Origin of the sequence: Pseudomonas sp. DWP2-2 (assembly GCF_049897065.1) — a bacterium.
In the GTDB taxonomy this organism is placed as follows: domain Bacteria; phylum Pseudomonadota; class Gammaproteobacteria; order Pseudomonadales; family Pseudomonadaceae; genus Aquipseudomonas; species Aquipseudomonas paracarnis.
In genome coordinates, this window is sequence record NZ_JAFCVN010000009.1 from 221,238 (window position 1) to 233,131 (window position 11,894).

Here is an 11,894-nt window from a genome sequence, read left to right on the forward strand (position 1 = left end):
CGCGGGTAGTCTACAGGCGTGCCAATCGACCGGATACAAAATGCCCGACATCGTTGAACCCGGGCGAGGACGAATGCCCCGGCGTGACCAACGAATCAATGAACGCCTCGTCTTCAGCGCTGATCTTCACCGCCAGCGCCCCGGTGTAGGCGTCCCACTGCGCCTCGGTCCGTGGCCCGACAATCGCCGAGCTTACCGCCGCATTGTTCAGCACCCAGGCGATTGCGAACTCGACGATCCCCACGCCACGCCCTTGGGTGTATTGCTGGATCTGCTGGGCAATGCGCAGTGATTCAATTCGCCACTCGGTTTCCAGGATGCGTTTATCCTGGCGCGCGGCACGGCTGCCGGGCTCGGGCGTGACATCCGGTGCGTACTTGCCGCTGAGGACCCCTCGGGCCAGTGGACTGTACGGCACCACTCCCAGGCCATAGGCCGCTGCAGCGGTGATCTGCTCGACCTCGGCCTGACGGTTGACGATGTTGTACAACGGCTGGCTGATGATGGGTTTATCGACGCCCAGGCGTTCGGCCACGCGAATCACTTCAGCGATGCGCCAACCCCGGTAATTGGACAGGCCCCAGTAGCGGACCTTGCCCTGGCGGATCAGGTCACCGATGGCGGACACGGTCACCTCCAACGGCGTGTCGTGGTCTTCGCGGTGCAGGTAGTAGATGTCCAGGTAGTCGGTATCCAGGCGTGCCAGGCTGGCGTCCAGCGCGTTGAACAGACGCTTGCGGCTCAAACCGCTGCGGTTGGGCACGCCATCGGTAGGGCCGAAGCCAACCTTGGAGGCCACCACCCAATCCTGGCGGTTGCGCGCGATCGCCTCACCGACGATTTCTTCGGAGCGCCCGCCTGTATACAGGTCCGCCGTGTCGATGAAATTGATGCCTTGGTCCCAGGCCTTGTCGATGATGCGCAGCGAATCTTCGGTGCTGGTCTGTTCGCCAAACATCATGGTGCCGAGGGTCAGAGCGCTGACCTTTAACCCGGACTGGCCCAATGTGCGGTAATTCATGCAAAGCTCCTCACGCAAATGTAAGTGATGCAATACCAGACCCGAGCGCTCTGGAACAAGCCCTGGGGGCATTTCTTCATGTGCGTAGCAAAGTCAGGCAGCGGGCCTGTAAAAAACGGTGCAGCACTTTCACGCGTTCCGACACTTGCAGGCGGTGCGGGCACATCAGGTTGAACGGCGAGGGTTCGCCTTGCCAGTCGGTTAGCAAGGGTACCAACCGCCCAGCCTGGATATCACGGGCCACATCCAGGTTGGCCTTATAGGCAATGCCATGCCCCGCCAACGCCCAGCGGCGGACAATCTCGCCGTCATCGCTGAGGTAGTCACCGCTCACCTCGACTTCTTGAAGCAACGCCCCCTGGCGGAAATACCAGGTGCTATTGGCCTGGCCCCGGCGCATATAGCGCAGCGTGTTGTGGTGGGCCAAATCTTCGGGCGTATGCGGAGTACCATGGCGCGCCAGGTAGTCGGGGCTGGCGCAGGCAATGCGATGGTGATCGGGTACCACCGGCAGGGCCACCAGGCTGGAGTCTCTAGGCACGCCAAAGCGCAAGGCGATGTCGACCGTGTCGCGAAACAAGTCGGCATTGCTGTCATTGAGCAACAGTTGCAGACGGATGGTGGGGTGCTCCACCTTGAACTCATCCAGCCAGCCCAGCAGCACATTGCGACCAAAGTCCGAGGGCGCGGCCAACTGCAATAAACCACTGAGGCTCTGGCCCTGTTGCTTGATGGCGTGCTCGCCGTCCGACAGCGCCTCCAGTGCCACCCGCACACTGTCCAGGTAACGCCGGCCTTCTTCGGTCAGGCGCATGCTGCGGGTGGAGCGGGCGAGCAGGCGGATGCCGAGGCGGGTTTCAAGGCGCTTGAGGGCAATGCTGGCAGCCGCCGGCGTGAGGCCAAGGCCACGGGCGGCGGCCGTCAGGCTGCCGGTGTCAGCGCTGCGCACGAAGACTTCAAGGTCGAGAATGGAGCTCATTGATAAAAATCCTTTAAATATCTTGTCGTTTTACCCGGATTTTTCATCGATTACCAAGCTGGGAAGATGAACGCTCACTTTCTGACCCAGGTAGTTTTCTCATGACCTCTTCTCTGAGCGGTAAAACCATCATCGTCATCGGCGGCAGCAGCGGTATCGGCGCGGCAGTGGCCCAGGCAGCCTTGGCGCGAGGCGCGCATGTGATCGTGGCCGGGCGCCGCTTGGCGCCAGGTTCCGACAGCGGGCTGCGCAGCGAGCCGGTGGACGTCACCGACAGCGCCTCGTTAAAGCAACTGTTCGAAACCGTGGGGCGCTTTGACCATCTGGTCTACACCTCGGGGCCTTCGGTGCGGGCCAAGCCTTTGATTGAAACAGACCTGGATGAAGCCCAGGACAACTTCGATGTGAAGCTCTGGGGCGCACTACGCGCCATTCAACACGCGCTGCCCTTTTTGCACGAACAGGGCAGCATCACCCTGACCTCGGGCCAGTTGGGGCGCAAGTTGGCGGCAGGGCAGTTCATCAAGACGGGCATTAACGCTGCGACCGAGGCCTTGGGCAAACAACTGGCCAAAGAACTGGCGCCGCGTCGAGTCAATGTGATCAGCCCTGGGGTGATAGACACACCGGCCTATGCAGGGCTTGGCCAAGAGCAACGCTTGGCAATGTTTGCCAAGGCGGGCCAAGGGTTGCCGGTTGGGCGGGTGGGGCAGGCTGAAGAAGTGGCGGCGGGGTATGTACTGGCCATGGAAAATGGCTTTATGACCGGTGCGGTGGTTGATATCGACGGTGGCGGCCTGTTGTAAATACATGGTCCAAGTGGGAGGGAGCAGATCCCTCCCACGTTGAAGGCGTCAGGCCTTGAGCGTGCGCGTCATCCGCAATGCAAGAACACTGCCGCCCACAATCACCGCCGCCAGCAGGTACAACGCCACATCCGTAGACCCGGTGGCATCCTTCACAAAACCCACGATATACGGGCTGAGAAAACCCGCCATCTGCCCCATGGAGTTGATCAACGCCAAGCCACCCGCCGCCGCACCCGCGCTGAGCATGGCGGTGGGCACCGGCCAGAACATCGGCAGGCCGGTCAGAGCGCCCATGGTGGCGATGGTCAGGCCGAGAATGGCGATAGCGGGCGTAGTGGCGAAGTTAACGGCGATCACCAGGCCGATGGCGCCCATCAACATCGGCACCACCAAATGCCAGCGGCGCTCCTTGCGCAAATCGGCAGAGCGGCCCACCAGCAACATGAACACCGCCGCCAACAGATACGGGATCGCGCTGAGCCAGCCAATCACCAGGTTGTCGCTGAAGCCCATGTTCTTGATGATCGACGGCAGCCAGAAGTTGATCGCATACACGCCACTCTGGATGCAGAAGTAGATCAGACCGAATGCCCAGATCGCCGGGTTCTTGAACACTTCGGCCAGGGAGTCGCTGGTGGTTTTCGGCTTGTTAGCCAGGTCTGTGGCCTGGTCCGCTTCCAGTACCGCACGCTCATGGGGCTTGAGCCACTTGGCGTTGGCGAAGCTGTCACTGAGCAGGAAGTAGGCGAGGGCGCCGAGGACCACGGTCGGGATGCCTTGCAGCAGGAACATCCACTGCCAGCCCGCCAAGCCACCTTGGCCTGCGGCAAAGTGATTCAGAATCCAGCCGGAAAACGGGCTGCCGAGCAAACCGGACACCGGGATCGCCGACATGAACAGTGCCATGATTCGCCCACGGCGGAAGGTCGGAAACCACTGCGAAAGGTACAACACCACGCCGGGGAAGAAGCCCGCTTCAGCGGCACCGGTAAACAGGCGCAGGGTGTAGAAATGCGTGGGCGTGGTCACAAACAGCAGGCATGTGGAGAGCGTACCCCACACGATCATCATCAATGCGATCCAGCGCCGCGGGCCAAACCGGGTCAGCGCCAGGTTGCTCGGCACGCCGCATAGCACGTAGCCGATAAAGAAAATCCCGGCTCCCAGGCCGTATACGGTTTCACTGAATTTCAACGCGTCGAGCATCTGCAGCTTGGCAAAGCCAACGTTTACCCGGTCGAGGTAATTGAACAGATAGCAGATAAAAATGAAGGGGATCAGGCGCAGGGTAATGCGCTTGTAGATGGCGTTTTTATCGTCATCGCTGGCCAGTGCGGCAGTGGCGCTCTGTGACATGGGATTCTCTCTTTATTATGATTTTTCGCGGTGCGAGGGTAACGTTGACCGCCCTGACAGTCTCGGTGACGTGAAGGGCAACTGTCTTTGTGCCGGCGCACAGTCAAGCCATCTTTGCGCTGTGCTGGTGAACAACCTTTTTCAGGAAATTAGCCCCATGTTCGAGCTGGATCATGCCCTGGCGCAGGAGATTGTCGATCGCACCATGGCAATCCTGCCCCATAACGTCAATGTCATGGACAGCCAGGGCTTGATCCTGGGCAGCGGCGAGCCGGAGCGTATCAATACCCGCCATGAAGGTGCCCAGCTAGTGTTGGCCAATGGGCGGGTGGTGGAAATCGACGGGCAGACCGCCAAGCATCTAAAGGGTGTGCAACCAGGCATCAACCTGCCGCTGCTGCATGATCAGCGCCTGATTGGCGTACTGGGTATCACCGGCGAGCCGGATGGGTTACGCACCTATGCCGAACTGGTGCGCATGACCGCTGAAATGCTGGTCAGCCAACGCCACCAGCAAGCCGAACAACAATGGCGGCGTCAGCGTTGCGATGATCTGCTGGCCCTGCTGTTGGCCGACAGCGGCGACTCCCCGCGCCTGGTGGACGAAGCCCAGCAACTGGGGCTCAAGCCACAACTGGCGCGCACGCCATACCTGTTTGAACTGGGCCCGGGCCAAACGGCGGAGGCCCTGAGCGCCTGGCTCGCCAGCCGCTACCCCGACAGTTGGTGCGTCAGCTCTGCGCAGTTTTCTTTGTTGTGGTGCCGACCTGCTGGGGTGCAGGTCGATAACCCCCGCTTGCTGGAAAAGCTCGACGGCCTGGGTTGGAACGTCCTGCGCGTGGCCATCGGCGGGCAAGCGGAGGGCTTGGCGGGACTGCGCCGCTGCTATCGGCGGGTGGGTGATCTGCTTGCTTATGGCCGCGATATCCTGCCGCAATCACGCCTGTTGACCCTCAACCGTTATCGCCTGCCGGTGATGCTGTGGCGTCATCGCAACGACGACGCCCTGGACGAATTGCTCAACCCGTTGCGCAAAGTGTTGGCCAAGGACAGCAACGGGCAACTGCTTGCCACGTTGCGCAGTTGGTGCGAGCACGATGGGCAAAGCCAGGCATGTGCCGACGCCTTGGGCATTCACCGCAACAGCCTGCGCTACCGCATGGAGCGCATAGCCGAACTCAGCGGCGTAGACCCGCTGACGCTAGATGGGATGCTTGCCTTGTACCTGGGCGTCCAACTGCTGCCCCACCCCCTGTAGGAGCGAGCCTGCTCGCGAAAAACGTCAACGATAACGCAGGTTGCCGGATTCACCGCGGCGCGTTCCGGTCTTTCGCGAGCAAGCTCGCGCCTACAACGGGCATTGTAGAAATGAACAACAAACCCGCTCCACACTTGTGCATCGGCCCCGCGTCATTGCCCCAGCCAACTGGCAGCATGGGCGTTATAAAAACCGGAGAAAGCCCATGAAAATCGTGATCGCCCCCGACTCGTTCAAAGACAGCCTGAGTGCCGCAGGTGTCGCCCAGGCGATTGCCGAGGGGTGGGCCGAGGTCTGGCCTGATGCGCACGTGCTTCAATGCCCGATGGCCGATGGCGGTGAAGGCACGGTGGATGCGGTGCTCGCAGCATGTAAGGGGCAATTGCGCCGGCAAACGGTCCGAGGCCCGCTGGGCGACAGCGTCGAAGCGCGTTGGGGATGGTTGGCCGACAGCCATACCGCGATGATCGAGATGGCCGAGGCCAGTGGTTTGCAACTCGTCGCGCCGGGGCAGCGCGACGCCTGTTCCAGTACCACCTATGGCACCGGCGAGTTGATCCGCGCCGCGCTGGATGCCGGGGCGCAGCGCATCATCCTGGCGATTGGTGGCAGTGCTACCAACGATGGCGGCGCGGGGGCGATGCAGGCCCTTGGCGTGCAGCTATTGGATAGCGAACGCCAGCCACTGCCGGCGGGTGGGTTGGCGTTGGCTCGCCTGGCCCATATCAGCCTCGAACAACTGGACCCGCGCCTGGCACAGGTGCGTTTTGAAATCGCCGCCGACGTCAACAATCCCCTGTGCGGCCCCCACGGTGCCTCGTCGATTTTCGGCCCGCAAAAAGGCGCGAGCCCCGAGCAGGTGGCACAACTGGACGCGGCCCTTGGGCACTTCGCTGACCATTGCGCCCAGGTGCTGCCCAAGGATGTGCGCGACGAACCCGGCAGTGGTGCCGCCGGTGGACTGGGCTTTGCTGCCAAGGCGTTCCTCGCCGCCCAGTTTCGTCCAGGGGTCGAGGTGGTTGCTGAACTGGTTGGCCTGGATGAAGCGGTGCGGGGTGCCGACCTGGTGATTACCGGCGAGGGCCGCTTCGACGCCCAGACCCTGCGTGGCAAAACCCCGTTTGGCGTGGCTCGCATTGCCCAGCGACAGGGCGTGCCGGTGGTCGTCATTGCGGGGACATTGGGCGAGGGCTACGAACAGATGTATGCCCAAGGTGTGGACGCAGCATTTGCTTTGCCATCGGGCCCGATGTCACTGGAACAGGCTTGTCACGAGGCGCCGCGCCTGTTGCGTGAGCGGGCCTCGGACATTGCGCGGGTGTGGCGTTTGGCAGCTACTCGCTGACCCCGCGCGCCAACCGCTCCACCCACTGCGCTTGAAACCCCTGCAGCGCCGCACCGGGTTGCTGCAACTGCACAAACTCAAGCATCGGGTCTAGCACCGCTGTGCGCACGCCGCTCAATTCCTCCAGGGTCGCCAGGCCGCAGAACGGTACATAGGCTTCGCTGTAGCCCCCTTCGTGCACCAGCACCAGGCGGCCCTGACATAAACGATCGGCTGCCAGGCGCAGGGCGCGGGTCAGCAGACGGAACGATTCACTGTGCAACAGCATACGCGCCAACGGGTCGACGGCGTTGGCGTCATAACCACAGGCGACGATGATCAACTCCGGCTCGAAGCGCTCCAGCGCGGGCACTACGATGCGTTCCATGGCGTGTAGATAGGTGGCGTGCCCACTGCCTGGCGGCAACGGAATATTGATGTTGGCCCCCACGCCGGCCCCGCGGCCTCGATCCTGCTCGCCGCTGTAGCCAGGCGGGTAGCAGCCGTCCTGATGCAGGGAAATCGTCAACACATCGGCCCGTTCTTCGAAGATCGACTGCGTGCCGTTGCCGTGGTGCACATCCCAGTCGATCACGGCAACTTTGCCCAATCCGTTGCGGGCCTTGGCGGCCTCGATGGCAATGGCAATGTTGGCGAGAAAGCAAAAGCCCATGGCGCTGTCTGCCAGGCAGTGATGCCCCGGTGGCCGCGACAGCGAATAGGCATTGTGCGCCTGGCCCTTGAGCACCGCGTCCACGGCGGCCAGGGTCAGTCCGGCGGACAGTTGCGCAATCTCGTAGCTGCCCGGCCCGATCGGTGCCTGGGGGCCAAGCTCACCGCCACCCGCATCGCTCAAGGCCTTGAAACGCTGCAGGTAAGCGCGGCTGTGGACCCGCAGCAGATCCTCTTCACTGGCGGGCGGCGCGCTACACAGTTGTAGTTGGCGGCTCAATCCGGAGACATCCAACAGGCTTTTCAGGCGGCGCTTGGTCTCCGGTGACTCGGCATGCCCGCTGCCGGCCGGCGGCTGCACCCAGCCGCCCACGGGCAGTGTCAGCGCATGGGCGCCGGCGCTGTGCCACAGGCTCATTTCGTCGAAAAAAAATGCGGTGGTTGGGTTCATACCGGTTCCAGTTCAGTGGGGGAATGGGGACGGCTGGCGACGATCATCACCAGAGACAGCAAGGTGATAGCGGCTGCACCAAGCAGCAACAGGCTGAACCCGCCGCTGGCCTCGATCAGGCGGCCGGCGAGCGCTGGGCCGATGGCCAGGCCGCCGCCGATGACCAGGTTGGAGGCGTTCATCAGCTTGCCGCTGTGGTCGAGGTCGGCCAGGCAGGCCAGGATCAGCGGCAGAATGAAGGTCCAGGTGAATTTGAACAGCAGCGCCGCCAAAGCAAATCGCAGCAATGCGGGCTGGCCGAACAACAGAAGCACCGCTGCCGCCATCAACAGGTAGCCCAGCAACAACAGCACTCCACGCGGCAAGCGGGTCCCGATCAGTGAAGCGCTCGCGGCCCCGGCAATGCCCATCACGGTGGCGATGGCGAGGATGTCGCCGCTGTGCTGCGCCGAAATCCCGGCACTGGCGCCCAAGGCACCGATAAAGGTCCAGACGCCTCCCAAGCTGATATAAAAGGCCAGGACCGCGCCAACCCCCAGGGCGGCTTTCCAGCGTGAACCGGGCAAAACCGCGGCGCGGCTGGTGGGCAACGCACGGCTACCGGCGGGAAAAGCCCGCGCCAATGGCAGCAGCAGAGCCATCAACCCTGCCAGGATCAGGTAGCAGGCATTCAAGCCAAACCGTTCGAACAAACCAGGCAGCACCACCAGGCCGACGGCACCGACGATCAACTGCCCCATCACCCACAAACCATAGACTCGGCTGGGATTGGCGGTGGTGGCGGCACTGGCCAGGCAGAGGATCATCAACGAACCGCCGGCCAGGGCGCTGGCCCCGCGCAACACCAGCAGCACGGCGTAGGTGTCGGCGAGCATCGACAGCAGGTTGGCCGCAATGAACAACAGCGCGGCGACCCGGGCGGCAGTGCGCCAGTCAACCCGCTTGAGCCACCACCAGGCGGGCAAGGTCGCCAGGCTCATGGCGCCCAGTTCCACGGAAAACAAGTCGCCAATCCGCGCCGGGCTCAGTTGCCATTGGCTGGCCAACTGCGCGGCCACGGCGGGAGCGGTCATCAGGATGGTCGGGGTGATAGCGGCAAACAGCACGATCGCTGCCAGCCGTGCCGTTATCGCAGCGTTGGAAATGGGCATTTTCAAGCTCCAGGGAAAGGGGTCAGAACACATGCACGAGGCGCAACAGCGCTTCGGTGCCGGCATAACCATTGGAAGCCGCAACGTGTTGCGAAAGGCTGACCATCAGTTGGTTCTGCCGGTCGAGCCAGTGCCCGAGTTCGAAGCCGACTTGGGTGTAGCGCTTGTGGGTATCGTCGAGGCGACGGTTGTTGAGGCGCAGGGCGCCACCGTCGGCCTGGATCAGGCGCAATGCGCCGTAAGTGGCGGCGCTGAAGTCATACGAGGCAAAAGCCTGCAGGCGATACAGCGGGGCTTGCTTGAGTTCGCTGCCAAAGTAATCGTCATTGCGGCCATAGAGCTGGGCTTCCAGGTTGGCTTCCAGTACCCAGTTTTCGCCGATGCCGTGGGTGTAGTTGTAGACAAAGGTGGCGCCCCAGCGATTGGCACCGGGAGAGACGTCCGGGTTTTGACTGTGGTACTCACCCACCGGCACGGTGATCAGGCTCAACAAACCGCTATAAGTGCGCGAAGCCGGATCGTTGACGAAAAACAGCGTGCCGCCCACCTGTGGATCGCCCATGCCGCGCTCGCGGCTGCGCTGGTTGGCGCCGGGCAGGCGTGCGCTGATGTCGGCAAAGGGCAGGATGAATTGCGGCGTGCACAACGTGCCGCAGGCGTCGGTGAAATACACCTGGCGGTAAGCCACGGCGTTGACCCTGAGGTCGGCCTTGCCGGTGCTGTCGGCGGGGCCATGGAAATCGCTGGCACGGGTGGCGGGCAGGTACAGCACACCCAGGCGGGTGCCCGGTGGGGCGGCGAAAAAGTCGCGGGCGTTGAGGTCGGCAGCCTGGCTGTCGAGGCTGAACAGGCTGGCGCACAGCACTGCCAGGTTACGTAAGCGTGTGGAAGTCATGGCGAAGCGTCTCGTGTCAGAGAAGGCCGGAAAATGGGCAACAGCAGCCCGAGACCGTAAAAAACGACCGTGGCAAAACCGTGGGAGAAACGGGCAGGGTCAGTCGGGCGGGGCGTGCACCAGGTGCGCTATGCGCGCCTTGTCCTTGACGCCGAGCTTGGCGTAGATGGCGCGGATATGGTGACGCACGGTGTTGGGTGAGAGGCCAAGGTCGCGGGCCACTTCCTTGTAGGTCTTGCCCTCGCCAAACCCTTGGGCTACGTCGTTTTCCCGTGGGCTGAGCTGGGGCAGGGCGCGGTTGAGGCGCGCGGCCAACAGCAATTGGTCGCCCACCGGTGACGCCTGGATATGGATGCGCTTGCCGTCATGCCCGCGCTCATCCAGCAACACCGGCAGGGTGGGGCCACGCCATTGCGGCCATTCGCTGAGCAGCAGGTCGACAAAACCGCGCTCGGCGCATTGCAACACACCCCGTGGGTCACACACCGCCAGGGCCAGATTGCGCGGGCTGGCCAGGGTTTCGCGCATGGCCACCAAGGTGCGAATCTGGTTTGCCGAGACCGCCGCCACCAGATGCAGCATCAGGTTATTGAGCAACTGGCAATCCTGCGCGTTGAACGTGGGCGCAGTGGGCTGGCGGTAGAGCGTCAGGTGGTGACTGAGGTGGGTTTGCGGGTCGATATGGATCACACACAGCAATTCACCCAGGCCGTGGCGTTGCCCCAGCCAATTCAAGGCGCTGCCGTTGGCGGGGTCGCGCATATCGATAATTACTGCCTCGCCAGGCGAGGCATGCACCCGTGCAACGGTAACGTCCAGATGGCGGATCGACTGCCAGTCCGCCAGGTAGTCGGGTGGCAACTGATAGAGGTAGCTGTTGTGCTCTTGCGGCAGACCGTGGATGACAGCCGAGCGTCCCCACCAGGCACTGTCGAAGGCCAGCAATTGGCTGACGCGTGCCAGGGCATGGCGCTGGAAGTGTTCGATGTCCTGATGTTGGGCCAGGCGTTGCAGGTCCAGGGTCAGGGTGCTGAAGGCCTGCAACAGGCCCGAGTGATCAAAACGGCTCATGGGTGTTCCTCTGTGGGACTTTTTTTGTTGTTCTCGTCACAGGGTGAAGGCCGAAGCGTCGGGTTGACGGGGCAGGGCCTGGGCAGAGTATCGGCGCTGCGCATATGGATCGCCATCGTTCAGATGCAGGATGGTGCTGGTCGGCCAGTGGGAAAACTCCCGGCTCGTCAGCCAGGCGCTTAGCCTCTACACTGGCCCGCCACTTGTCTTTCAAAGGATGAAATGCAATGCACCCACCTGAACCGTCTATCGTGATCCAGCGTTTTACCGAGGCCCACCTGGAGGGCGTCGCCGCGCTCTACAACGAACCGGCTGTTTGTCGTCAGGTGCTGCAAATGCCTTTTCAGTCTGTTGAGATGTGGCGCAAGCGCCTGGTGATGGATAACGAGCGGCGCCTGCAACTGGTGGCGGTGCAGGGCGGTGAGGTGATTGGCCAACTGGGGCTTGAGCAATATCTGCGTGTACGCCAGAGCCACGTTGGCTCGTTGGGTATGGGCGTGGCGCCCGCCTGGCAGGGCAAGGGTGTCGGTTCGCGGCTGTTGGCGGCCGCGCTGGAGGTGGCTGACAACTGGATGAACCTGCACCGTGTGGAGCTGACTGTTTACGCGGACAACGAGCCTGCGCACAACCTGTACCGCAAGTTCGGCTTCGAAGTGGAAGGGCGGCTGCGCGATTACGCCCTGCGCGACGGTATGTTTGTCGACACCCTGAGCATGGCGCGCCTGCGCACGTCGGCTTGATCCTGTAAAACCGTGGGAGCTGGCTTGCCCCAATGCCAGTCAGTTAATACAGAATCGGTAACTGTGGCGAGGGAGCTTGCTCCCGCTGGGGCGCGAAGCGGCCCCAAAAATGGGACTGCTACGCAGTCCAGCGGGAGCAAGCTCCCTCGCCACAAGTCACTGGTTGT

The 11,894-nt window shown here is 62.6% G+C and carries 11 protein-coding genes; 4 read left to right on the forward strand and 7 right to left on the reverse strand.

Features of this window, described 5'->3' with window-relative positions; translation table 11 throughout:
• Window positions 1–10 precede the first annotated feature (10 nt).
• Window positions 11–1,021, reverse strand: a complete 1,011-nt coding sequence (locus ACP7CZ_RS20170) for an aldo/keto reductase (protein ID WP_294172493.1) — start codon at window positions 1,019–1,021, stop codon at window positions 11–13.
• A gap of 76 nt (window positions 1,022–1,097) precedes the next feature.
• The gene (locus tag ACP7CZ_RS20175) at window positions 1,098–2,000 is read right to left on the reverse strand and encodes a LysR family transcriptional regulator (RefSeq protein ID WP_294172496.1); all 903 of its coding nucleotides are present in this window, start codon (window positions 1,998–2,000) and stop codon (window positions 1,098–1,100) included.
• A gap of 101 nt (window positions 2,001–2,101) precedes the next feature.
• Between ACP7CZ_RS20175 and ACP7CZ_RS20180 the strand changes: the two genes are divergently transcribed.
• Window positions 2,102–2,806, forward strand: coding sequence for an SDR family oxidoreductase (locus ACP7CZ_RS20180; protein ID WP_200647825.1), 705 nt, complete (start codon window positions 2,102–2,104; stop codon window positions 2,804–2,806).
• Window positions 2,807–2,854: 48 nt separating this feature from the next.
• On the opposite strand, the gene ACP7CZ_RS20185 is transcribed toward ACP7CZ_RS20180, so the two are convergent.
• Complete coding sequence (locus ACP7CZ_RS20185; protein WP_054898444.1) at window positions 2,855–4,165, reverse strand: MFS transporter; 1,311 nt, start codon at window positions 4,163–4,165, stop codon at window positions 2,855–2,857.
• A gap of 157 nt (window positions 4,166–4,322) precedes the next feature.
• On the opposite strand from ACP7CZ_RS20185, the gene ACP7CZ_RS20190 reads away from it, so the two are divergent.
• Together ACP7CZ_RS20190 and ACP7CZ_RS20195 are read left to right on the forward strand one after the other, a co-directional pair.
• Entirely contained in the window at window positions 4,323–5,423 is a 1,101-nt protein-coding gene (locus ACP7CZ_RS20190; protein ID WP_034127476.1) for a sugar diacid recognition domain-containing protein, read from the forward strand.
• Between the two features lie 205 nt (window positions 5,424–5,628).
• On the forward strand, window positions 5,629–6,768 hold the full coding sequence (locus ACP7CZ_RS20195; RefSeq protein WP_294165020.1) for a glycerate kinase: 1,140 nt from the start codon (window positions 5,629–5,631) through the stop codon (window positions 6,766–6,768).
• Here the strand turns inward: ACP7CZ_RS20195 and ACP7CZ_RS20200 are convergent.
• From ACP7CZ_RS20200 to ACP7CZ_RS20215, 4 genes are all read right to left on the reverse strand, one after another.
• Entirely contained in the window at window positions 6,758–7,870 is a 1,113-nt protein-coding gene (locus tag ACP7CZ_RS20200; protein WP_294165019.1) for a class II histone deacetylase, read from the reverse strand. The two genes, ACP7CZ_RS20195 and ACP7CZ_RS20200, sit on opposite strands and share 11 nt — an antisense overlap.
• A complete protein-coding gene (locus ACP7CZ_RS20205) occupies window positions 7,867–9,021 on the reverse strand; it encodes an MFS transporter (protein WP_294165018.1) in 1,155 nt (384 codons plus the stop codon). The genes ACP7CZ_RS20200 and ACP7CZ_RS20205 overlap by 4 nt, the downstream gene beginning before the upstream one ends.
• Window positions 9,022–9,043: 22 nt before the next feature.
• A complete protein-coding gene (locus tag ACP7CZ_RS20210; RefSeq protein ID WP_294165017.1) occupies window positions 9,044–9,916 on the reverse strand; it encodes a transporter in 873 nt (290 codons plus the stop codon).
• A 99-nt stretch (window positions 9,917–10,015) separates the two neighbouring features.
• A complete protein-coding gene (locus ACP7CZ_RS20215; protein ID WP_072446608.1) occupies window positions 10,016–10,987 on the reverse strand; it encodes a helix-turn-helix transcriptional regulator in 972 nt (323 codons plus the stop codon).
• A 227-nt stretch (window positions 10,988–11,214) separates the two neighbouring features.
• Here ACP7CZ_RS20215 and ACP7CZ_RS20220 point away from each other — a divergent pair, with 227 nt between their 5' ends.
• Window positions 11,215–11,727 (forward strand): GNAT family N-acetyltransferase, encoded by a 513-nt coding sequence (locus tag ACP7CZ_RS20220; RefSeq protein ID WP_072446610.1) that lies wholly within the window; start codon window positions 11,215–11,217, stop codon window positions 11,725–11,727.
• Window positions 11,728–11,894: the final 167 nt, after the last annotated feature.